This is a genomic window from Acinetobacter sp. 809848 (genome assembly GCF_000581275.1).
Taxonomy (GTDB): domain Bacteria; phylum Pseudomonadota; class Gammaproteobacteria; order Pseudomonadales; family Moraxellaceae; genus Acinetobacter; species Acinetobacter pittii.
In genome coordinates this window covers 42,347-65,160 of record NZ_JEXG01000020.1, presented here as the reverse complement: position 1 = coordinate 65,160, position 22,814 = coordinate 42,347, and the positions used below count along the sequence as shown (strand labels likewise).

Annotated in this window: 20 protein-coding genes; 11 read left to right on the top strand and 9 right to left on the bottom strand. The window is 38.3% G+C overall.

The features are described 5' to 3' along the window. The first annotated feature begins 67 nt into the window (after positions 1-67). The 8 genes from uvrB (at position 68) to proB (ending at position 9,612) form a co-directional block, all read left to right on the top strand. Positions 68-2,089 (top strand): excinuclease ABC subunit UvrB, encoded by a 2,022-nt coding sequence (uvrB, locus tag J536_RS16000; protein WP_002118463.1) that lies wholly within the window; start codon positions 68-70, stop codon positions 2,087-2,089. Positions 2,090-2,182: 93 nt separating this feature from the next. Then, a complete protein-coding gene (locus J536_RS15995) occupies positions 2,183-2,770 on the top strand; it encodes a lipocalin family protein (protein WP_032055225.1) in 588 nt (195 codons plus the stop codon). Between the two features lie 110 nt (positions 2,771-2,880). Beyond that, positions 2,881-3,828: an EamA family transporter RarD gene (rarD, locus tag J536_RS15990; RefSeq protein ID WP_014207355.1), complete on the top strand. Its 948-nt coding sequence runs from the start codon at positions 2,881-2,883 to the stop codon at positions 3,826-3,828. 216 nt (positions 3,829-4,044) lie between these two features. Then, the gene (locus tag J536_RS15985; protein ID WP_005067858.1) at positions 4,045-5,502 is read left to right on the top strand and encodes a glyceraldehyde-3-phosphate dehydrogenase; all 1,458 of its coding nucleotides are present in this window, start codon (positions 4,045-4,047) and stop codon (positions 5,500-5,502) included. A gap of 149 nt (positions 5,503-5,651) precedes the next feature. After that, complete coding sequence (locus J536_RS15980) at positions 5,652-6,377, top strand: hypothetical protein (protein WP_005067859.1); 726 nt, start codon at positions 5,652-5,654, stop codon at positions 6,375-6,377. Between the two features lie 11 nt (positions 6,378-6,388). Then, positions 6,389-7,063: a hypothetical protein gene (locus J536_RS15975; RefSeq protein WP_005067862.1), complete on the top strand. Its 675-nt coding sequence runs from the start codon at positions 6,389-6,391 to the stop codon at positions 7,061-7,063. A 179-nt stretch (positions 7,064-7,242) separates the two neighbouring features. Further along, a complete protein-coding gene (cgtA, locus tag J536_RS15970) occupies positions 7,243-8,463 on the top strand; it encodes an Obg family GTPase CgtA (protein WP_002118576.1) in 1,221 nt (406 codons plus the stop codon). Positions 8,464-8,478: 15 nt separating this feature from the next. Next, positions 8,479-9,612 carry a glutamate 5-kinase gene (gene proB / locus J536_RS15965; protein ID WP_002118789.1) on the top strand — a complete coding sequence of 378 codons (1,134 nt, stop codon included), beginning with the start codon at positions 8,479-8,481 and terminating at the stop codon, positions 9,610-9,612. A 26-nt stretch (positions 9,613-9,638) separates the two neighbouring features. Here the strand turns inward: proB and J536_RS15960 are convergent, their stop codons facing one another. Next, positions 9,639-10,295: an HAD-IB family hydrolase gene (locus J536_RS15960; RefSeq protein WP_017386255.1), complete on the bottom strand. Its 657-nt coding sequence runs from the start codon at positions 10,293-10,295 to the stop codon at positions 9,639-9,641. Beyond that, positions 10,262-11,470 carry a DUF1615 domain-containing protein gene (locus tag J536_RS15955; protein ID WP_045126687.1) on the bottom strand — a complete coding sequence of 403 codons (1,209 nt, stop codon included), beginning with the start codon at positions 11,468-11,470 and terminating at the stop codon, positions 10,262-10,264. The genes J536_RS15960 and J536_RS15955 overlap by 34 nt, the downstream gene beginning before the upstream one ends. A gap of 83 nt (positions 11,471-11,553) precedes the next feature. Between J536_RS15955 and dusB the strand changes: the two genes are divergently transcribed. Beyond that, positions 11,554-12,579, top strand: coding sequence for a tRNA dihydrouridine synthase DusB (dusB, locus tag J536_RS15950; RefSeq protein WP_005067871.1), 1,026 nt, complete (start codon positions 11,554-11,556; stop codon positions 12,577-12,579). A 37-nt stretch (positions 12,580-12,616) separates the two neighbouring features. Here dusB and J536_RS15945 read toward each other — a convergent pair whose 3' ends face one another. Together J536_RS15945 and J536_RS15940 are read right to left on the bottom strand one after the other, a co-directional pair. Beyond that, positions 12,617-13,663: an NAD(P)H-dependent flavin oxidoreductase gene (locus J536_RS15945; RefSeq protein ID WP_032063315.1), complete on the bottom strand. Its 1,047-nt coding sequence runs from the start codon at positions 13,661-13,663 to the stop codon at positions 12,617-12,619. 117 nt (positions 13,664-13,780) lie between these two features. After that, positions 13,781-14,482, bottom strand: a complete 702-nt coding sequence (locus tag J536_RS15940; protein WP_002118524.1) for a VIT1/CCC1 transporter family protein — start codon at positions 14,480-14,482, stop codon at positions 13,781-13,783. Between the two features lie 267 nt (positions 14,483-14,749). On the opposite strand from J536_RS15940, the gene J536_RS15935 reads away from it, so the two are divergent. Together J536_RS15935 and wecB are read left to right on the top strand one after the other, a co-directional pair. Further along, complete coding sequence (locus J536_RS15935) at positions 14,750-15,967, top strand: tetratricopeptide repeat protein (RefSeq protein ID WP_002118409.1); 1,218 nt, start codon at positions 14,750-14,752, stop codon at positions 15,965-15,967. A 1-nt stretch (position 15,968) separates the two neighbouring features. Further along, positions 15,969-17,111: a non-hydrolyzing UDP-N-acetylglucosamine 2-epimerase gene (gene wecB, locus J536_RS15930; protein ID WP_002118829.1), complete on the top strand. Its 1,143-nt coding sequence runs from the start codon at positions 15,969-15,971 to the stop codon at positions 17,109-17,111. Here wecB and J536_RS15925 read toward each other — a convergent pair. Genes J536_RS15925 through J536_RS15905 form a run of 5 tightly spaced genes read right to left on the bottom strand, consistent with a single transcriptional unit; the run spans position 17,096 to position 22,715 of the window. Further along, on the bottom strand, positions 17,096-18,016 hold the full coding sequence (locus tag J536_RS15925) for a hypothetical protein (protein ID WP_032035907.1): 921 nt from the start codon (positions 18,014-18,016) through the stop codon (positions 17,096-17,098). The two genes, wecB and J536_RS15925, sit on opposite strands and share 16 nt — an antisense overlap. Next, positions 17,994-19,838 (bottom strand): hypothetical protein, encoded by a 1,845-nt coding sequence (locus J536_RS15920; protein ID WP_032063314.1) that lies wholly within the window; start codon positions 19,836-19,838, stop codon positions 17,994-17,996. The genes J536_RS15925 and J536_RS15920 overlap by 23 nt, the downstream gene beginning before the upstream one ends. Continuing rightward, the gene (locus J536_RS15915; RefSeq protein ID WP_002118919.1) at positions 19,839-21,089 is read right to left on the bottom strand and encodes a glycosyltransferase family 2 protein; all 1,251 of its coding nucleotides are present in this window, start codon (positions 21,087-21,089) and stop codon (positions 19,839-19,841) included. Then, the gene (locus J536_RS15910; RefSeq protein ID WP_002118561.1) at positions 21,076-21,972 is read right to left on the bottom strand and encodes a hypothetical protein; all 897 of its coding nucleotides are present in this window, start codon (positions 21,970-21,972) and stop codon (positions 21,076-21,078) included. The genes J536_RS15915 and J536_RS15910 overlap by 14 nt, the downstream gene beginning before the upstream one ends. Further along, positions 21,972-22,715: a hypothetical protein gene (locus J536_RS15905; RefSeq protein WP_002118735.1), complete on the bottom strand. Its 744-nt coding sequence runs from the start codon at positions 22,713-22,715 to the stop codon at positions 21,972-21,974. The genes J536_RS15910 and J536_RS15905 overlap by 1 nt, the downstream gene beginning before the upstream one ends. Between the last annotated feature and the right edge of the window lie 99 nt (positions 22,716-22,814).

Here is a 22,814-nt window from a genome sequence, read left to right as displayed (position 1 = left end):
AATTAAGATAAAAATCCCCATTAAAAGGGGAGACGTTAAATTCAATTTTTCATAAAGAGAGATAACTTTGAACGAAAATCAACCTTTTGATTTGGTCACTCATTATCAGCCAGCAGGTGATCAGCCACAGGCCATTGAAAAGCTGGTAAATGGTATCGAGCATGGTTTTCGTAATCAGTTATTGCTGGGTGTAACTGGCTCGGGTAAAACCTATACCATGGCGAATGTGATCGCTCAAACACAGCGACCTACAATTGTGATGGCTCATAACAAAACTTTGGCTGCCCAGCTTTATGGAGAGTTTAAAGCGTTCTTCCCTAATAATGCGGTTGAGTATTTCGTAAGTTACTATGATTACTATCAACCCGAGGCTTACGTTCCATCCTCAGATACTTTTATTGAAAAAGATGCTGCCATTAACGATCACATTGACCAGATGCGACTATCGGCAACACGCGCTTTATTAGAGCGTCGTGATGCAATTATTGTGGCATCGGTTTCTGCAATTTATGGTTTGGGTGACCCAAATGCTTATATGCAAATGTTACTGCATGTGGTTGAGGGCGACCGCGTAAGTCGTGATGAAATTATCCGACGTTTGGTTGAAATGCAATATACGCGTAATGAACTTGAGTTCTTACGTGGTACATATCGAATTCGCGGCGAAATTATTGATATTTTCCCTGCCGAATCTGATCAACATGCGATTCGTATTGAACTATTTGATGACGAGGTCGATTCGATCCGTTGGTTTGACCCGTTAACGGGTAAAATGGTCCGTAAAGTTCCACGTGTTACGATTTATCCAAAAAGCCACTATGTAACGCCGAAAGATCATCTAACTCGTGCTATTGATACAATTAAAGATGAGTTACAAGATCAACTTAAATTCTTCCGTGAACATGACAAATTGCTGGAAGCCCAGCGTATTGAGCAGCGTACCCGTTATGATTTAGAAATGATGCAACAGTTGGGCTATACCAATGGTATCGAAAACTATTCACGTCATTTATCGGGCCGTCCAGCTGGTGAAGCGCCTCCAACTTTATTTGATTATGTACCAGAAGATGCATTACTGATTATTGATGAGTCACACGTTACAGTTCCGCAAATTGGAGCGATGTATAAAGGTGACCGATCACGTAAAGAAAATTTAGTGAATTACGGGTTCCGTTTACCAAGCGCACTTGATAATCGACCAATGAAATTTGAAGAGTGGGAGCGCATTGTACCGACGACCATTTTTGTCAGTGCAACACCTGCTAAATATGAGCTAGAAAAGTCTGACCAAGTGGTTGAACAGGTGGTACGTCCAACAGGACTAATCGATCCTGAAATTGAAGTTCGTCCTGTATTAACTCAAGTTGATGATGTTCTTTCTGAGATCAATATTCGTAAGAACCTAAATGAACGTGTGTTAGTGACCACTTTAACAAAGCGTATGGCGGAAGATCTGACTTCTTATTTAAAAGAATATGGGGTTAAAGTCGCTTATTTACACTCGGATATTGATACGGTTGAACGTGTCAAAATTATTCATGAGTTACGTACAGGTGTATTCGACGTTCTAGTCGGTATTAACTTGTTGCGTGAAGGTCTCGACATGCCAGAAGTTTCTTTAGTTGCTATTTTAGATGCAGATAAAGAAGGTTTTTTACGTTCAGAACGCTCACTCATTCAGACAATTGGTCGTGCCGCGCGTAACGTGAAAGGTAAAGCAATTTTATATGCTGACCGAATTACTGATTCTATGCAAAAAGCAATAGATGAGACTGAACGCCGTAGAGCTAAACAAATCGAGTTCAACGAGTTGCATGGTATTACGCCACGTAGTGCTGTTCGTCAGGTCATCAAAGAAATTGATTCAGGCGAAGTGCTTTCAGACGACGAAATTGATGAGAAGGTGCTTGAACAAGCACAAGCTTTAAGTGCTGACGAAAGACATATTCTCTCTGACCCAAAATTGTTTAGTAAGCATATTACTAAGCTTGAAAAAGAGATGTTAAAAGCTTCGAAAGATTTACAGTTTGAGCAAGCAGCACGGATACGTGATGAAATCATTCGACTGAAAGCGCAAATGTTGCAATAAACGAATACATAACGCTACATAATGTGTTTAAAAAACAAGCTACTGTAGATATTTGAGTTCTTTTGTATTCACAACTAATCGTTGAGGGCAACAATGGCATTTCGAAATAATGTTCCGCAAGCCAGCTGGCGTTTGGCTAAAATTGCGTTGGGCGGTGTCGTTTTGGCTGGTTTGGCTGTTGGAACCTATGTCTATGCCCAGCCGAAACCTTTGCAAACTGTCTATAAAGTTGAACTGGACCGATATTTAGGTGTTTGGTATGAAGTCGCGCGTAAACCTGCATTTTTCCAAAAAAAGTGTGCTTATAATGTATCTGCAACCTACACCTTAAACGAAAATGGAAATGTAGTAGTAGATAATCGCTGCTACGATAATAGAAAACAATTACAGCAATCTATCGGGGAGGCCTTTGTGGTTAACCCGCCATATAACACCAAATTGAAGGTAAGTTTTTTACCGGAAGCTGTAAGATGGATTCCGGTAATCCGTGGGGATTACTGGATTTTAAAGCTAGATGAAGACTATCAGACTGTTTTAGTCGGGGAGCCTTCACGTAAATACCTTTGGGTGCTATCAAGAAACCCTCATCCAGAGCAAGAAGTGGTGGATGAATATTTAAATTATGCAAAAACATTGGGTTTTGATATTCGAGATGTTATTCGTACAGAACATAAAGAATAGTGGTATATGTCTGATTAAGAAAAAACCATGTTTTTACATGGTTTTTTCTTTTTTATAGTGGATAAATCAAGTATTGTAGTGAGTTGTTTTTATTAAAGTCTAAGAGGTTAATGATGTTTAAGGGCGTGATCTTGTCTGTCATGGCATCATTCACTTTTGGTGTACTTTATTTTTATACTCAATTATTAAGCCAGCTCGATAGTGAGCAAACTTTTGGATGGCGCATTATTGCAACACTACCGTTCCTTACTTTATTTATGTGGTGGAGTGGTGATTTAGCTTATATCAAAAATATCTATCAACGTATTTTGGCTAAGCCTTCTTTACTATTATTATTAATCACAACCTCTATTTTAACCTCAGTACAACTTTGGCTTTTTTTGTGGGGGCCGATGCATGGGCGTGGGTTACAAGTCTCTTTGGGATATTTCTTATTACCGCTGGTTCTTGTCTTAGCTGGAAGTGTGTTGTATGGCGAAAAAATATCAAAATTTCAATGGGTAGCAATTATTCTTGCAGTCATTGGTGTTAGCCATGAGATATGGCGTTTAGGAAGTATTGCGTGGGAAACTGCATTGGTAGCAGTTGGATATTCTGCCTACTTTTTATTACGTAAAAAAATTAAAACAGATAATTTAGGGGGCTTTTGGTGGGATTTGGTCATTATTATGCCCGTTGCGATTTATTTAACTCATACAGGTTTGCTACCATACAGTAAATTTATAGACCAACCAAGTCTTTCTTTGATCATTATTGGGCTTGGAATTTTAAGTGCTATTGGTCTGGGAAGTTATATTCTGGCAAGTCGCTTTCTACCTTTAGTTGTGTTTGGACTCTTGGGGTATTTGGAACCTGTATTACTTGCTTTAGCTTCTTTAGTTTTAGGGGAGAGCATTGGCCAGGAAGAATGGTTCACTTATATTCCGATTTGGTGTGCTGTTTTTGTACTCGTTTTAGAAGGGGCAATTCATCTTTATCAACAACGGCAAAAAGCCCAAAATCTGCAACTTAATATCACGAAATATCAAAAAAGATTAAAAAATGATGAGTTCAATTAGGTTGTCAGAACCTAAAAAGTAAGAAAAAGCAAAAATTTAGCTGCTTTAAACAATAAGATAATAAAAAATAATTATAGGTATTTTATGAATTTATGATGAATTTTAGGAAAATCTAGTCACTAACGTCAGCTTTTGATTCATTCTTGCCAATAATTCCATTACAATTACGGGGTTTTAAAAATCACGCCTAGATATAATTAATTAGAGGACGTATCTGTGAGCAAAGACACTATCATCGCCCTGCACGCTGAACACCAAGGCCGTTGGAAAAACCGTGAAGAAATCGCGGAACGTATGATTGCATTAATCGGTCAATTATACCGTGAAAAAAATATTGTCGTATCTGTTTACGGTCGCTCTTTAATTAACCGTTCTGTTATCCAAATTTTGAAAACTCACCGTCGTACACGTGTTGTAGACGTTGAGCTTTCTGTTGTAAATACTTTCCCAATTTTAGAAGCTTTAGCAAAAGTTGAAAATATTGGTTCTGCAGAAGTTGATATCGGTAAACTTGCTGTTGAATATAAAGAAAAAGGCGGTGATGTTGATGCTTTTGTTGCTCAATCAGTTGAGTCAATCAAAGGTAGCGCAACTTCTGAACAACCTAAAGATGTAGTTCTTTACGGTTTTGGTCGTATTGGTCGTATCTTGGCTCGTTTAATCATTAGCCAATCAGGTTTAGGTCGTGGTTTAAGCCTTAAAGCAATTGTTGTACGTAAGTCTTCTGACGGTGACTTGGCAAAACGTGCTTCTTTACTTCGCCGTGACTCTATTCACGGTACTTTCGCTGGTACAATTTCTGTTGATGAAGAAAACGAAGCAATCATTGCTAACGGTAACTTCATTAAAGTGATTTATGCGTCTAGCCCAAGTGAAGTTGACTATACTGAATACGGTATTGAAAACGCACTTTTAATCGACAACACTGGTAAATGGCGTGATGCTGAAGGTCTAAGCCAACACTTGAAATGCCCAGGCGTTGCACGTGTTGTATTGACTGCACCAAGTAAAGGCGAAATGAAAAACGTTGTATTTGGCGTAAACAACACAGATATCTTAGATGAAGACAAAATCATCTCTGCTGCAAGTTGTACAACAAATGCAATTACTCCAATTCTTAAAGTATTGGATGACAAATATAAAGTTCTTAACGGTCATGTTGAAACTGTTCACTCATTTACAAATGACCAGAACTTAATCGATAACTACCATAAAGCAGATCGTCGTGGCCGTGCTGCTACTTTGAACATGGTAATTACAGAGACTGGTGCAGCTAAAGCAGTTGCTAAAGCATTACCTGCATTGAAAGGTAAATTAACTGGTAACTCTGTACGTGTTCCTACACCAAACGTATCTCTTGCAATCTTGAATTTAACACTTGATAAAGAAGTTGATCGCGAAGAAGTGAATGAATACATTCGTCAAATCTCGATTAACTCTAGCCTTCAAGGTCAAATTGGTTATACCAACTCGACTGAAGTCGTATCAAGTGACTTTATTGGTTCTCGTACAGCAGGTGTATACGATGCTCAAGCAACGATTACTTCTGGTAACCGTTTAACTGCTTACGTTTGGTACGATAACGAAGTTGGTTATAGCTGTCAGGTATTACGTATCGCTGAACAAATGTGCGGCGTAAGCTACAAAAAAATTCCAGCAGAATTGAATGCTTAAGATCATTTAACGATCTATAAAATATTTTCACAAAAAGACCCAGTTTAGACTGGGTTTTTTTACAACCGTACAAAATATATGCTGACTATTTTTTGTAAATAAATGAGAATACAAACTAAGGAAAAAAAGAAAATAGTAAGGGATTGGAATTGTCGCAGTTTAAACGTTTGTTGGTCGTTTTTATATTCATCATTATTGCCAATTTATGTGGTGTACTCATTGCAATATGGGTATTTAAGCACTTTAATATTTATATTCCACTGAAAAATCAGGCAGTTGCTATTGATTTGCAAGAGCCTCTACAGGTTAAGGTTAAAGTACAAGATGCTTTAAATGTGGATGTAAAGGGGCGCGTAAATGCCAGTATTCCAATTGATGAGAAACTGAATATTCCTTTAACACAAACATTAACTCCGCGTGTTTACTTCGATAATATGGTGCCGATTAGCACAACCATTCCGGTCAAAGAAACATTAAAAGTTGAGCAAAATCTACCAATTGATACCAAGGTTCAGGTGCGAGTTTTAGGACGTGATATTACCTTGCCATTGAAAGGGACAATTCCACTAAAACTTGATGTGCCAATTGATATTAATGTCCCACTTGAGCAAAAGGTTCATTTAAAATTTGATGCCCCAGTACGCACGGTATTAAAAGAAAATCTACATATTCCTTTAAAAGCAAGATTAGACACGAATATCCCAATCGAAGGGAATTTAAATGTACCTGTTAAAACTGCATTAAATGCTTCAGTTGATGTGAAAAATACTTTGCCTGTTAAGATTGCAAATGGTGAGTTAAAGATTCCTCTGTCCACTATGCGATTAAATCGAGTATTAGGTTCAGAAACATCACAAAAGACAACTGATCAATAGGGTGGATGCTAATGTTCCGTTCACTCAAGAGTATGTTAATCAGTTTCTTTTTAATGATGATACTTGCCGCTATTATGTTTTGGGTATATCTCAATATTCAAGCAAATTTAGTCGTTTCGGCTCATAATGCCGATATTAGTTTACCTGACTCTTTAGAAACAAAAATTCAAGTTGGTAATACTTTGCAGGTTCAGTCTATTGGTAAACTTGATACAACTTTAGATATAGATCGCCAATTAACTTTACCCTTAAAAGGGAAATATTTGGCAGATTTAAATTTTGCTGTAGAAACACCTATTACGGTAAGTGTCGATTATTCAACGACTCTAAAAATTGATCAGGTTATGCCTTTAGAAACCACCACAGACTTGGTTTATCAAAGTAAGTTTTTACCAAAATTTCCCCTTAAATTAGATATCCCTATTAAATTAGATGTGCCTTTTAATTTAAAACGTAGTTATACCGTTCCCGTTAAAATTGTTTTTGATGGTCCGGTTTATTTTGAATTCGATGAACCTGTAAATTTATCGGTGAAACATCAGTTTAAACCAAGCCTAAACATAAATGATCCTATGGAAATGGGGAATGTCTCTTCATTTAATGCCATCATGTATAATTCTGTGCCAAAAACAAAAGCAAATCTTGATATGCAAATGACCTTACCTCTGCGCAATGTTCATCCTTGATAATTAAATAAATTGGCTAAATTTTATTTTTTATAAGGATCTTATTTGCAAAACTAAAAGCATCTGCTGGATTAAAGATAAAACAGATCGTTATAAATGGAATTGTTCCATTTTCTATTCGAGAATTTTATGAAAATATGGCAGAATAGGCGGTTTTAGAGTTTTTAGAGGATTGGCAGATGCGCTTTGTTGATGAAGCAGTCATTACCGTAGAGGCTGGCGACGGTGGCAATGGCGTAGCCAGTTTTCGCCGTGAAAAATTTGTACCATTTGGTGGCCCAGATGGTGGTGATGGCGGACGTGGTGGAAGTATCTATATTCAAGCTGATGATGATACAAGTACGCTAGTCGATTACCGTTACACACGTAAATTCCGTGCTGAGCGTGGAAAAAACGGTGCAGGTGCTAACTGTACTGGACGTGGTGGTGAAGATGTGGTTTTAAAAGTACCCGTTGGTACAACAATTGTTGATACAGATTCAGGCGATATTATTGGCGATTTGGTTGAAGACGGCCAAAGAATTCTGGTTGCTGGTGGTGGTGAAGGTGGTTTAGGTAACACTCACTTTAAATCATCAACTAACCGAGCACCGCGTAAATGTACGACTGGTACAAAAGGTGAGTTCCGCGAAATTCGTCTTGAATTAAAAGTATTGGCAGATGTTGGTTTGCTTGGTATGCCAAATGCCGGTAAATCTACTTTTATTCGTGCTGTAAGTGCTGCAAAACCAAAAGTGGCAGATTATCCATTTACAACCATGGTTCCAAACTTGGGTGTAGTCGATGCTGACCGCCATCGTTCATTTGTAATGGCCGATATTCCTGGGTTAATCGAGGGTGCAGCAGAAGGTGCAGGTTTAGGAATTCGTTTCCTTAAACATTTGGCACGTACGCGTATTCTTTTACACATTATTGATGTACAACCAATTGATGGTTCAGATCCAGCACATAATGCAAAAGCGATTATGAATGAGTTGGCTAAGTTCTCACCAACTTTGGCTAAATTACCAGTTGTTTTAGTACTCAACAAACTTGATCAGATTGCTGAAGAAAGCCGTGAAGAGTGGTGTCAGCACATTCTAGATGAACTAGAGTGGACTGGACCTGTCTTTAAGACATCGGGCTTATTAAGCGAAGGTACAAAAGAAGTTGTGTATTACTTGATGGATCAGATTGAACAGCAACGTGAACGCGAAGTTGAAGATCCTGAATACGCAGCAGAAGTAAGAGCTTTCCGTGAACAACTAGAAGTTGAAACACGTGAACAAACCATTGCGGCAAAAGAAGCATATCGTGCAATGCGTCGAGCACAACGTCTCGAAAGCATGATGGACGATGATGACGATTTTGACGATGATGAAGACGACAATGATGTAGAAGTCATCTACGTTCGTGACTAGAAAACCGAGGGAAACATGATAGAAGTGGTCGATGGGCAACGTCAGCTCAGTGAGTGTAAACGAATCGTTGTTAAAATCGGATCATCTTTACTTACAGCTAATGGGCAAGGTTTAGATCTAGATGCTATTTCGCATTGGGCGAAACAGATTGCAGATCTACACAATGCCGGACACGAGATTATTTTAGTGTCATCAGGAGCTGTAGCAGAAGGTATGGTTCGTATGAAGCTTGCGAGTCGACCCACCGATCTACCCAGTCTACAAGCCTGTGCTGCAATTGGGCAGATGGGCTTAATTCATACTTGGTCTAGTGTGCTTGAAAACCACGGTATTCGTACTGCTCAGGTTTTATTGACTCATGATGATTTGGCAGATCGCCGTCGTTATCTGAACTCGTGTGATGCTTTGCAAAACTTGATTGATTGGCGTGTGATTCCTGTCATTAATGAAAATGACACGGTGTCTACCGATGAGATCCGTTTTGGTGATAACGATACTTTAGCTGCTATGGTGGCAGGTCAGGTTCATGCAGAATTGCTGATCATTTTAACCGATCAGCAAGGTATGTTTGACTCAGATCCGCGTCATAACCCTGATGCTAAATTACTCTCTACTGTTCGTGCCATGGATGATGATTTATTCGATATGGCCGGCGGTGGTGGTGTGCTCGGGCGAGGTGGCATGGTCACTAAAGTTCGTGCTGCACGTTTAGCTGCTAAATCGGGCTGCCCAACCCTCATCGCGAGTGGTGAAAGTGATAATGTCCTGTCACGTGCGATGGCTGGTGAGATGCTAGGTACTTTATTTACTACAGATAAAGACCGCATGACTGCTCATCAACAGTGGCTTGCTGCTCATTTACAAACAGCAGGTCGTCTTGTGATTGATGATGGTGCTGTTGAAGCGATTAAATTGAAACATCGCAGTTTGCTCCCTGTTGGAGTTAAAAATGTTGAAGGACATTTTGATCGTGGTGATGTGGTTGAATGTGTCGATAAACAAGGTAAACGTATTGCGGTAGGTCGAGTGAACTTTAGCTCACGATCAGCCGAAATTATTAAAGGCTTAGCCTCAGATAAGGTTTATCAAGTACTTGGTGAAGCTCGTTCACTTGAAATGATTCATCGTGATCATATGGCAATTTATTAAGTTTTGCTCAAATAAAAAAGCTCGCTTTATGCGAGCTTTTTTTCTGGCGTTAAACGAGGTAAAACACGATCTTCACCTACCATATATGGATGTGTGGCAAGACTAAGCATGTCTAAGTCTTCCGAGCTATTACCATAAGCATAAATCTGGTGGTAATGCTGTAGCGTATATTGCTGATGTATCCTTAACTTCTTTTGTTCACTACTACAGTCTGGAGTAGAATAGTAACCCGTCATCCTGCCGTTTTTAATTTGAGTTTCGGTACAAATCAACTCGATATCTAGTAACTTGCAAAGTGGAGCAAGATAGACATCAATTGAAGCTGAAACTAATACGACTTGATCACCACGCAATTGATGATGTTGTAACTGAGTAAAAATTTCAGGCGAAAGCGCAGAGACTAACTCTTGTGCGTATTCTTCACCTAATTTTTGTAATTCAATTGCAGGCGTATTTTTAAACATGCTACGGAATAACTTAGCACGCATAGCATGGGCAGGATAAAAGTTAAGATAGTAGGCTTGAATCCATGGCAGAATTTTCAAGCCTTGCTTAACAATGTGACGCTTAGATAAAGCATAAAAGATGAACCCTGTAAAACTATCTTTACTACACAAGGTTCCATCAAAATCGAACAGGGCGAGACTTTTTATAGTCTTATTCGTTTCGCTCGTTGCATACATGTTTCATATCGTCCGTTTACGCGGGTTGCATACCAATTGGTATTATAATCACGACTTAATTTAGGCCCAGAAATTACCACTTGAGGCATAATTGCATAGAGTGGTTCTTTGCCAGTTTTTGATTTATAAAGTTTAGTCAGCGCAATATAAGTTTGAGTACTTTCAAACTTTTTCTCTTTTTCTAATTTAAGATCATCACGGATTTGTCGTGGGGTAACCAATACATTATTTTTTGCAAATACCGTGATCAGTTCTTTTTCTGACTCGCTTTGAGCTGCGCGTGGATCACCATCTTTTGTATAAAGAAGTAGATCGCCATCAAGACTTATATCTTTATCGGTAAGTTCTTTTAGCATTTTTTGAAAAGCTGCATTACGGCTAGAGTACATACCAGAGTTATAATCCGCAAAACGATAAATGGCTTTATCGTAGTCTGCCGGATAAACCATTAAACGATGTATGCCGTAATATAAACCACCGTATTCAGTATATAGGTCATCGCGGAGCGCAGCAGTACTCATACTCGAACGCTTATTGGCTTTCGCATAATTAATATGAACTTGCATTGAGCCCAAAGTCGTAATAGGGTTCATTTTCTCGCCAATATCTTGACCAACCAATTTGGCTGCACCAGTTAAGGCACTCACATGATAGTGTTTAGCCATGAAGTCGAAAATTTCTCGGTAAAGTAAGTCGAGTTCTTTCTCGGTTTTAACTTTACGCATTTGACTCATATAGTTGTTATCAGGAGAGGGCTGAGTTCTTAGAACTTCTTCAAAGTAACCAGCAATTGTTCCACCAACGGTTTTGCCAAGCTTATCTTCAAACTTTTCATTTAAACGTGTACTAACTTCTTCAACTGCCTTTTGTCCTAACCCAGGCACTTGAGGGTTGGCAACAAAGTTAGATTCCTGATCCACTACAGCCACAATACTACAGACATTTTTCTTGGTTTTAGGAATATCCAAGTCTTTCATAATGTCATCAATATCTTTAGCCCATGACTCACGGTCATGCACACGCGATGGAATTAGACGTTTAATCTGTTGGCTTTCTAGTTCAGGCTCATCATTGTTTGACCACCAAGCTTTATCACCACAAGCAGCTAAACTCATGCATACGGCAGCCATGCCGAATGATTTTAATAAAAAACGGGAAGACAACGGTTTGTTCATGGCGAGGAAAGCACCTGCATAAAAAGATGAGCCGATTAAGCGGATGAAGTATACTATGTTGATCATCAATTGTATGAATATATATGTATATTGGTCCCTATCAACTGTCAAATAATTTAATTGTTGCTCCTATGGCGGGAGTTACTGACCGTCCATTTAGAACACTCTGCAAGTATTTTGGCGCAGGCCATGCAGTCAGTGAAATGATGACTGCTGATAAAACTTTGCGGATGAGCAAAAAGAGCCTCTACCGTGCGAACTTTGATGGTGAACTCGCTCCAATCTCTGCTCAAATTGCAGGTTCTGATCCTGAGCAATTGGCAGAGGCTGCACGTTATCAAGTAGCAAATGGCGCGCAAATTGTTGATATCAATATGGGATGTCCTGCCAAGAAAGTATGTAATAAACTCGCAGGTTCAGCGTTATTGCAAGATGAAGACTTAGTGGCCCGAATACTTGATGCAGTGGTCGCTGCTGTTGATGTTCCCGTGACTTTGAAAACCCGTTTGGGCTTTTTAAATGGTCAGGAAAATATTTTAAGAGTCGCAAAAAGGGCAGAAGAAGCGGGGATTGCCGCGCTAGCTTTACATGGCCGTACTCGCGAAGACATGTATTTAAATACAGCGCGTTATGATTTGATCAAACATGTTAAAGAATTAATCAATATTCCACTTATTGCGAACGGTGATATTGATAGTCCTGAAAAAGCAAAATATGTACTCGACTATACTGGGGCAGATGCAATTATGATTGGTCGAGCTGCTCAAGGTCGACCATGGATTTTTCGTGAAATTGCTCATTATTTAAAAACTGGTGAACACTTAGCTGCACCTAATATTGAAGAGGTGAAGCAGGTGTTACTAGGACATTTATCAGAACTTTATCAATTTTATGGTGAATACTCTGGCTGCCGTATTGCCCGTAAACACATTGCTTGGTACACCAAAGGATTACGTTCGAGTAATGAATTCCGCCAAAATATGTATAAAGTTGAAAGCACTGCTGAACAGGCAATAGTAGTCGAAAATTATTTTAATCAGTTATTAGCTGAAGGCAATTTGATGAGTGATGTTCAGGTTGAGCAGGTTAACTTACTAGAAACCCATTAAATAAAAAGCCAGTATATGATTACTGGCTTTTTAAGATTTACTCATCTTCTAGCATTTCTACAACTAACTGGTTAACCAGATCAGCAGCATCTAGCTCTCGTATTTGAGAGACATTACTACCCGCCCAAAAAGCACCGAAGCCATAGTCTTTATTCTTGCTTGCAATGGCATTTAATTGCTTGGCTAGATCGTATGCATATGGATATTCGGGTTGAGGAGGGCGATTAGGTAAATCAATTTGTGTGTGCCAATGGTTGAGCAGGCCACGGGCTGGACGCCCAGAAAGACTGGCGCTGATTTGTGTTACAGGTTCATTAAATAAAGCTTTACGATACTCGGCAGATGCATTTGATGTATGGCATTGAACAAATGCTGTTCCGAGTTGAACCGCAGCAGCTCCTAAGCTCAACATATGCCGTGCCTGTGCTCCATTCATAATACCGCCTGCAGCTACCACAGGTGGTTTGCAATGCTTGACAATAAGGTGTACTAAATCGCTCGTTTTAATTGCTGCATCAAAGGCTTTATTAAAGATTCCACGATGTCCGCCTGCTTCAATCCCTTGAGCAATAATAATATCTATACCAGCCGTTTCAATGGCTTGTGCTTCAACTAAGTTGGTAGCAGACACCATCGTGATAATTCCGGCATCTTTTAATGCCTGAATTTGATGGGGATGGGGAATTCCAAAATGAAAACTTACCGCTTTAGGTTTGGTTTCTAATACGACATTTAGAAAATCATCGTTATCAAGAAAACTTGGATAAATACAGTTTAAGTTTTGAGGAGGCTGTTCTCCGAACTTTTCAAATTGTGGGCGTAAATATTCAATCCATTGTGCTGAGGTTTGAGGGTTTAGTTGTTCGGGTTGATGGCAGAAAAAATTAACCTGAAATGATTTTTCTGTAAGTGTTTGGGTTTTTAAAATCTGTTCACGTGCACTTTGCGCCGTATTTGCACCTAGACCTAAGGATCCAAGACCACCCTGATTAGAAACTTCTGCTGCAAGTTCAGGTGTAGATACACCTGCCATAGGGGCAAGAAAAATTGGATGTTTAATTTCAAGTTGTTGTAATAGGTCCATTTTATTCACCTCATTTCTTTCTATTCACCATAGCGTGAAAACCGAACCAAGAGCAAATAATATTGGGCATTTAGTTTTTAAATATTTAGTTCTTAAACATTGATAAGTTCTGATTTTTTAAAGTGGAGTAACATGAAATAAAGAGCCGATCCAGCTTGAAAAGCCCATCGCTAAAATTCCCCACAAGGTAATGCGTAGACTCCCTTTAAGCTTGGAAGTACCTGCGAAATGACTTGATAGCGCTCCTAAAAAGGCTAATGAAATAATGCCAAATATTAAGACTGTTTTTTCGATCCATATATCTGGACTGAGTAAAATAGCCAGCATAGGAAACAATGCCCCAAATGAAAATGAGCCAGCTGAAGCTAATGCGGCTTGAATAGGGTTTGCTGCGGTATTTTCATGAATACCAATTTCATCACGCGCGTGAGCCCCTAATGCATCATGATTTGTAAGTTCAGTAGCAACTTGTAGAGCTAAGTCAGGTGCTAAGCCTCTGGATATATAAATTTGGGTGAGTTCGTCCAATTCACGCTGCGGATGCTTTTTGAGTTCTTGTTCTTCAAATTTTAAGTCGGCTTTTTCAATATCTTCTTGTGATTTTACTGAAATATATTCTCCTGCAGCCATAGAGGTTGCACCAGAAATTAAACCAGCAATACATGCAATAAGAAGTGTATGAGCAGAAGCCCCACTTGCAGCCATTCCCATAATTAGGCTAGTAACAGAAATAATTCCATCATTTGCCCCTAAAACGGCCGCCCTTAACCAACCTGAGCGGTGAATAAAATGATGTTCTGGATGCTGAGAAAAGGACATGTTTTCCCCTATTTGTAGTTATAAATTTTTATCTTATCCTATAAGATTATTTACAATAATACGATTAAAAAATGTGTCATTATAGGAAAAACAAACAGATAAGAACTTTTTTAAAACATAATATTAAAGGAGATAAAATGAACAATTTAAAGAACTCATCTACTTATATAAACAGTGTCATTTATGGGTTTAATTATAATACTTATTGATTAAATTTTAATTTGATTGCTACGCAAGCATTCTACCTATTTTACTCTAGAGGTCCCAATGAATAGCAAAACAATAAAATCTATAACCCGTTCCTTTATCGTTATTGGTTCGATCTGTCCAGCTTTAGGCCTCTTAAGTGTTGAGACTAGTTTTGCGCAAGAGATTGTTAATCAAGAATATAAACCAGGTAATCCAATTTATGATAAATGGGATCAATTTTATAAAATTGAAAAGACTCAACCTGAAAATGCCGAGAAGTTATTATTAGAACTTGGAGAGATGACACCACAAGATATTAAAGTATGGAAAAGTTTAACTTATTTACAGATTAGGTTAAGGAAACAAGATGCTGCTTTGCAAAGTCTAAGAAAAGCAGAGGCATTAGATCCAGCAGATGATAATTTAAAACTCCAAGAAGCTTATCTACTGAATTCTCAAAAACATAACAAAGAGGCTTTGGTAGTTTTTAAGGAGCTTACGCAATCTAAAGATGCGGATATTGCCAATAAGGCGACACAGGCCGTAAAGAATTTAAGTGGAGGGGAAGTCAAAACTTATTTCCGTGATGTGTATTTTGCACCTTCATATGAATCACGTTACGACGATGTAATTTTCCCACTTAAAGCTCGCTATGGTAAGAACCTCGATAATGGTCGAGCGCAGGTGTATGGCTTTTTAAATCTAAACCGCGATACTCAATCTCAAGGCGGAGTACGACCTGAAATTATTGATGAAAATGCAGTAACTCTAGGTGTCGGCGCTAATTATCAACCTTGGACTTCTATACCTGTACGCATGTATTTAGAAGTAGGTGGAAGCTATGATCTGATTGACCGAAATAGAGATAAATTTCGTGAAAGTGTTGTGGGTGGGATAGCAGGTTATCAAGAATGGTATTCTCAAAATAGTTGTAATCAGTCACTTTGTTTTAATGATTACTTCACTGATTTATATGGCAATGCTGCGACTTATTCTAGAGAAGATTATAACGTTATTGGCGATTTACGCTTACGTACGGGTTTGAATGTCTATAAGGGGGAAACGGGCACTGTACAGGCGTATATGAAATTGCATGGCTTAGCTGACAGTAAAGATGAGTATTACAATAATTTATTTGAATATGGCCCAGGTATTTCATGGCAGCCTTTTAATTATCAACCTATAAAATTACGTGTAGAACGACTATATGGCAATTACTTTAAAGATGTGCCAGTAAATACGAAAGATCATTACAACAATACTCGAGTAGAACTCGTTTTTTATAAGGATTTCTAAAATGAATAAAATTTTTATATCTATCGTATTTGGAACCCGTCCTGAATTAATCAAACTTGCCCCTGTGATTTTATTGGCAAAACAAGACCCTCGCTTTCAAGTTGAAGTGATTTTTACTGGACAGCATGACGAACTAGTAAGAGATGCGATAGATTTCTTTGGGGTTGAAATTGACCACCGTCTTAAAATTATGAATGCTGGACAAAGTTTAAATCAGCTCTTAATTCATGGTTTGAGCCAAATCGAGAATGTGTACACTGATGGACAAAAACGAGATGCAATTGTTATTCAGGGTGATACAACAACTGTTTTAGCAGCTGGCTTAGTCGCGTTTTCAATGAAAGTTCCTGTTGCGCATGTTGAAGCTGGTTTACGTTCTTATGATTTAGATCATCCTTTTCCAGAAGAGGGAAATCGTCAGTTAGTTTCACGTATTACTAAATGGCATTTTGCCCCGACTGAACAATCAAAAAGAAATCTACTTAATGAACAAATTCCGCCAGAACTCATTACTGTTACAGGCAATACTGTTGTTGACGCTGTGTATTTAGGGCGTAAATTAATTTCTGAAAAATCTGATTTGAAGAACCAGCTTGAACCTTATGGAATTCAATTAAAGCAGGATGACAAAGTTGTACTTATTACTGCCCATCGTCGTGAAAACTTTGGTGGTGGAATTCAAAATATTTGTAATGCAGTTGAGCACTTAGCTCAAGCACATCCTGATTTACATTTTATTTGGCCTGTACATTTGAACCCGGCAGTACATGATGTAGTCCATGATAAGTTTAAAGACCATTCCCAAATCCATCTTGTTAAACCATTAGACTACCCAAGTCTATTGGCAGTGATAGACCGATCGAATTTTATTTTGACGGATTCGGGAGGCTTACAAGAAGAAAGTCCATCATTTAATAAGCCAGTTTTGATCTTGCGGGATACTACCGAGCGACCAGAAGTTGTTGAGGTGGGAGCAGGCGTTTTGGTGGGTACAAATCAACAAAAAATTATTGAAGAAGCTGAAAAGTTACTCACCGACCAACAGCATTATGAAAAAATGGCACATGTGGAAAACCCATTTGGCGATGGGCAAGCTGCTCAACGTATTCTCAATCAAATTGCTAAATCTTATGAATCGGCATAATTATGATTTAAGGATCTCGTCTCATTTATGGTTTTATTCGCATGACCATAAGTGAGGCGGTACCATAAGCTCACAATATTAACGCACCAGCGGCTCATGTAATGAGGACCATCAAAAATATAAACAGTTTTACCTTCATATGCTTTTAGCTGAGAAATAATTTCCCAAGGGTATGCGGCTCTAAATTGCCCATTCTTTTTCACTCTAAAAGCTTCTAATACTATAATTACTTTGTCTTTTCCAAGTTTATGTTCAAGCTGATCTAAAATATGTTTGGCCTGTTTAGGTGATCGAATCCCTACGCCAACGCCATCTTGGAAAAAAACTCCAGTATGGTCCGGTAGCCAGCTTTTAACCCACAAATCATAATTTTCAGGTTCACTTTCGCCACTATAAATACTTACCCAAACTGGTGAGGGGAGCTTTGACAATACATGGCCTAAAGCACTGACTCGTAGCCAAGTTGGATCGGCTTCTACCGGAAAGTAATAGCCTTTAAATGCCGTTTTTTGCTCTTTTATAATTTGGGCAGATTTTTCGCCTAACTCAATGACATTTGCTCGCGCTTTAGGTTCATTATATTCGCCAGCTAATCCTAATATAAGATTTTTAGCCCATGGCTCTTGTTTAATTTTTTCTAAATTAATTGCTTTTTCCCACTGTGGAAAATTGGATTCTTTCCACCATGATTTAGATTCAACCACAGACCATTGGGGAACAAAGGTATCGACACCTAAGTAGTGCCAATTTCCTTCTGGAGGAGTCGTTTTATTATCAGGCTGCCAGAAAATACCTTCAATATGAGGGGCTTGACCTTGATGTTTGAAAAGCCCCGCATATACGATGACACTACATATAATTAAAATAATAAAAGCAGCTATTTTAATTGGTATCTGTTTTCTCATTATTTCGTCTTAACCAGTACCACAAGAAGATAATTATTATCATAATTGCAGAGATAATCACAACTAATAAGAAGAAAGAAGACTGTTGGACTAGAGGCGCCTTTTGATTTCCGACAATGAGTTTTTGTAAAACATAGATATTTCCATTTTCTGAAACCAGCATTTTCGTCACGTTGTTTGGAATTTTATGTTGTATTTTTTCCCAAAGGTGCATAAACGTTTGTGCGCCACCTTGTGAGTCGGTAATCACATCAAAGCGGTTATTGTTATAACTGACAATAAAACCATTTTGGGCAGCAGGTGCATAAATAATATCCTGATGCATTAGTACTTGTTGTTGATAAATATCTTTGTTAACACGGACATTTACAGATTGTGGCGCGCTCGGTGAATAACGGACTAGGTTGAGAGGCATTGGTGCTTGGGTTAAAAGCATTTTTTTCGCAGTTTGACCTAACACAATCGCGATATTTAATGCACCAGATTGACCATCAACCGCAATTGTGGGGGTTGTTGCTAAAGTCATTGAAATTGCGGCTACACCATTTTTAAGTTTATGAGGTAGCTTTACAGTAGATTTGGCTGTATCAATCCAAAGTGAACCATGTGCGTTAGGTAAACATTGGGAATTGGCTATCACTGAATTTTCCAGCTTTAGACTAAAATTTGTCGTATTAGAAATAGCTTTTGCAAAAATATTGAACTGACGGTTTACTGGGTCTGAAGCAAGGTCGGCTGTTTTCATGCTTCCAGCAAGTCCTCCATCAATCCAAGCTGTAATATTGGAACCTTGTAATAAACCACTTTGAATACGAAGTGCGATTTGTCCTTGCAAGATATCGGTTGGTTGCCATACCGCAGGGAAATCAAGAAATAAGTTTTTTTCAGCGTGATTTAATCTGAAATCTTGAATACCTAAATCGGCGAGTGTATCGATTTTTTTAAATTGAGCCCATGTTGGATTAGATATTGTATTTGGAAAAACTGCGTTTCCTGTACTCAATTGTTGTACATAAGAAGAATTAATTAGTCCATTTACTGCGCTCGTTAAATCTTGTTGAGTATGATAAGTAATTGATAAGGTAGGCACACCTTCTACAGGTTTTGCAATTTGTACTAGTGCTCCGCCTTTTAGTGGTGCTGCTGAGCGAATAACTTCAATAATAAAGTTTGTTTCAGGATTTAAATTGGTTTGTCCTGAATCAACCCATTCAACAGGTGTTATGGAGGTCCATGAACTTGCTAATCTGGCGAGCATGGAGGCTTCTATAATCTCTTTACGGTTGTATTTTAAAATACCAACAAATGGAGTAGGCCGTCTCGCTTGTGGGTTATATAAAGCATCTGGCAAATCTTTTAAGCGATATTCATTACGAATAGGTGTAAAGTCGAGCTGGGAATTACTTAAATAAGTTAGGTGATCAATATCTTCTGTACAGAATGTTTCTTTGGTTTGATTCAGCGTAGTCGGTTTCGCATATTGTTGAATAATAAAATCTAAACGGTGAAAACCACTCTGACTTGCTGGAATATCAAATTTGACTTGACCATCCCCACTTAGGGTAGTGTTATAAATGAGTTTATCATCATATTTTACAAGTAAAGTTGTATCGCTTTCAGTGGAATAATCACTTGAAAATTGAATGTTTTGCCACTGGGCACCTTTGCCAATATAGAAAAAATGAGGCTCGACTGTGTATTTAGTAGAAGTACTAATATCGTCCAGTTCCCATGTATACGCATGAGCAGACATGGCGAGCATAAGACTGGTGCTGGCAAGGAGCACTTGAGTTGTTTTGTAAAGATCAAAAGTCTTTTTCATTTATTTTTTCTCCTTGCTACGTTCCGTTTTGTACCATTGAAGGGAGTTGCCCTGTATTTTATTTTTAAGCATGTCATATGCGGCTTTAAAAACAATAAATAGAAATATTTGTGAGTAACTTACGTAAGATAGAACTGAATAAAAGTAGAGTTCTGGTTTAACTTTTTCGAGTGAAAGCGTAAACCACATTTGTGCCACATATAGGCAAAATGACAGTCCCCATAGAGTTGTGAATGGGCCTGGAACTGAAATACCCGCAATATCAAGTATGCCAAGGGTTAAGGTGATATGACTCCAGAATAAAGCGGGTACAAAAAGTATGTAGCACATAATGTTGTTAAGAATTTCAATTCCGATAGGAAAAGGCGTTCTTAATGCGACGGGTAAATATTTACGAGTCACATAAAAATTACCTTGGGTCCAACGTGAACGCTGTTTAACAAACACACTCAGAGATGGAGGATCTTGCTGCCAACCAATTGCATAGGGCACCCATTTAATCCGTTTTTGACCAATGAAAATCCTAAAACTCATTTCTGTATCATCGACCAATGACTTTTCATCAAAACCGCCTAAGGTTTCTAAAGCATCACGCCAAATCACATAGTTAGTACCCATTAATGTCGATAGCTCAAAACGTTGCCAACGACCGCCTTGGAAAATCCATTGGAAAAAGATGAACTCAATGGCAATAAATCGGGTCAAAATACTATCTTGCCAATTACGTGTTCTTACTTTTCCATTAACGGCTACTAATTTTTTATCGGCAAGTAGGGTTTGAGCTAGCAAGCGAACACAATCGGGTTCTGGTGTACTGTCCGCATCATAGACAACAATCAATTCGCCTCTAGCATGGGGGAGGCCATTATTAAGCGTTCTAGATTTACCTTTACCCCCCATTCCTTTAGGAACATTAACAATCTTTATGCAAGGATAAATTTTTGCCAAATTTTCGGCGATTTCTAGGGTGTTATCCTTTGACCCATCATTAATGAGTAAAACTTCATATGCTTCGGCTGGGTAATCTTGTTGAGCAATTGCATGCAAAGTATCTTCAATCACAACACCTTCATTATAGGCAGGGATCAAGACACTCAAAACGGGCCATCTCTCTGGTATTGGAAGGTTTTGTAACTCTTTTTCTGCTGTTTTTGAATATTTCCAAGCTTGATAACTTAACCACGCCCAAAATGCTTGTGGAATCCAAATCCCTAAAAATCCAAATAAGAAGAGAATATCAATGGGAGCCATTTGATTTAACCCTCCTGATAATAGACGAGATGAGCAAGACTAATAAAATCAACCCGATTACAAGAGAGAACCATGAAATATAGCTACCAAACGTACCAAGGAGGTCAGGGTAGGTACTCGTCAGAATTAGATCGAGTGGAACTACAACAGTACTTAAACCGATAAAAATGTATCCAAGGAAATTAGTTTTTACATGCTCTGGCGTACTTATGTAATTAATCTTATTAAATTTCCAAGATATTCCGAGTTGAGGATATCGAATATTTGTTGTGGGTAGATCAGCAGGAGGATTAATAATAATTTCATACCCAGAAATATGACCGTTAAAACGTTTAGCCGAATAAAATAAATGCTGTTTTTGCTTAATTTCTCTAGAGGGTAACGGGAGCTGCGAAGGGTTAAATTGAATAATATAACTACCAGCGGTCTGTGAAATTAAATTTTCATCCCATCCCGTTGAGACAAAAGCAGCCATTGGGCGCAACCCAATTGCAGTTGAAAATGTGGCTTTAGCCGCAAAATATTGAGGTTGCTCTGATTTATAAAGTGCAATCGGAATCGCACCTTGGCTGACTGCTTCTTTGAGCAAGAAATAATGAGAAAAGCTAAAAACTTCATCCGGCAATATAATGCCAGGCTTGAACCCTTTATGAATAAGTCGTTGAAAGCTATCCGAGCTGATCTGGTCAATTGTAAAGATAGGCCACCATGTATCCTGATATGGAAAAAACATTGAAAGATCATCGGTACTCTGAACTTCTGTTTTTGTTTGTTCCGTTTTAATCTCACAATGATAATATTGCCGATAGAACTGCTGTAAAGTGGCATCAGGATACTGACTAGATGCAATAATAATTCCACAAATATTAAGAAGATTAGACATTAAGTAATCTCCTCTTCAGGTGGAATCTGAATAACTTTATATTCGACTTCAAGCCGCAAAGTCATAATTTCTTTTAGCTTTTTAATAAATTCAGGCTCTTCATCCGTTTTTTGCTTGCGAATTACAATACTGTATATAGTTTCAAGATCATCATCAGCGAACTGGAAAACGATTTCTTGTGGATGATGCTGACTCAAAATTTTAATCATTTCATTTTGCGTGGTTTTCCACACATCGTCGCCTAACATTTCTTTAATTAAGCTTCTGTTGAGAATTCTAATTTCAAAGACTTCATAGTCTTGAATGTGATGATGATCAAGAAGCTTAAAGAAACTGCGTTGAAAATACTTGAGTGCGCTAAGCGGGAAAATATCACGGCGATAATTACGGTCATAGCTTTGAATATCGCGGTATTTTTGAACGTTAATTTCAATATTATGGCGAACAGCACTCAGAAAAAGAGGAATGAGGGGAATAATAAAAAGTAAAAGAAGCTGACGTTCAATATGCGTCTGAGCCCCTAAGTCGAGTAGAAAATATACTGCAACACCGATAAAAGCGAGTAAGCCTACAATTAAGGATGCACCAACTTGTAAAAAAGCTCCAGAAATTAAAAGAATGAGAATAAAAATCCAGCTTCCTCTAAAACTTACAGGCAACCACTCATACGCAACCATACCCATAAATAGATGAGCTGCGATAATCCATAAGACGAGTGTTCTTCCAGGGTTCTTTTGTTGCATGTGAGCTATAGCTACCTTATTGTAATGTTAATTTTTTTATACTTTTATTACTAAATGTGAGACATTGCGAAGTTGTTGTTGTTTATGGCCTTTTTAAGT

Bases quoted from the DNA above. Each gene is read 5' to 3' on its own strand.
- J536_RS15905 (WP_002118735.1), bottom strand. From the start codon at position 22,715: ATGCAACAAAAGAACCCTGGAAGAACACTCGTCTTATGGATTATCGCA.
- J536_RS15915 (WP_002118919.1), bottom strand. From the start codon at position 21,089: ATGGCTCCCATTGATATTCTCTTCTTATTTGGATTTTTAGGGATTTGG.
- J536_RS15910 (WP_002118561.1), bottom strand. From the start codon at position 21,972: ATGTCTAATCTTCTTAATATTTGTGGAATTATTATTGCATCTAGTCAG.
- J536_RS15935 (WP_002118409.1), top strand. From the start codon at position 14,750: ATGAATAGCAAAACAATAAAATCTATAACCCGTTCCTTTATCGTTATT.
- J536_RS15945 (WP_032063315.1), bottom strand. From the start codon at position 13,663: ATGGACCTATTACAACAACTTGAAATTAAACATCCAATTTTTCTTGCC.
- J536_RS15920 (WP_032063314.1), bottom strand. From the start codon at position 19,838: ATGAAAAAGACTTTTGATCTTTACAAAACAACTCAAGTGCTCCTTGCC.
- wecB (WP_002118829.1), top strand. From the start codon at position 15,969: ATGAATAAAATTTTTATATCTATCGTATTTGGAACCCGTCCTGAATTA.
- dusB (WP_005067871.1), top strand. From the start codon at position 11,554: ATGTATATTGGTCCCTATCAACTGTCAAATAATTTAATTGTTGCTCCT.
- J536_RS15925 (WP_032035907.1), bottom strand. From the start codon at position 18,016: ATGAGAAAACAGATACCAATTAAAATAGCTGCTTTTATTATTTTAATT.
- proB (WP_002118789.1), top strand. From the start codon at position 8,479: ATGATAGAAGTGGTCGATGGGCAACGTCAGCTCAGTGAGTGTAAACGA.
- J536_RS15960 (WP_017386255.1), bottom strand. From the start codon at position 10,295: ATGTATGCAACGAGCGAAACGAATAAGACTATAAAAAGTCTCGCCCTG.
- J536_RS15940 (WP_002118524.1), bottom strand. From the start codon at position 14,482: ATGTCCTTTTCTCAGCATCCAGAACATCATTTTATTCACCGCTCAGGT.
- cgtA (WP_002118576.1), top strand. From the start codon at position 7,243: ATGCGCTTTGTTGATGAAGCAGTCATTACCGTAGAGGCTGGCGACGGT.
- rarD (WP_014207355.1), top strand. From the start codon at position 2,881: ATGATGTTTAAGGGCGTGATCTTGTCTGTCATGGCATCATTCACTTTT.
- J536_RS15995 (WP_032055225.1), top strand. From the start codon at position 2,183: ATGGCATTTCGAAATAATGTTCCGCAAGCCAGCTGGCGTTTGGCTAAA.
- J536_RS15975 (WP_005067862.1), top strand. From the start codon at position 6,389: ATGTTCCGTTCACTCAAGAGTATGTTAATCAGTTTCTTTTTAATGATG.
- J536_RS15955 (WP_045126687.1), bottom strand. From the start codon at position 11,470: ATGAACAAACCGTTGTCTTCCCGTTTTTTATTAAAATCATTCGGCATG.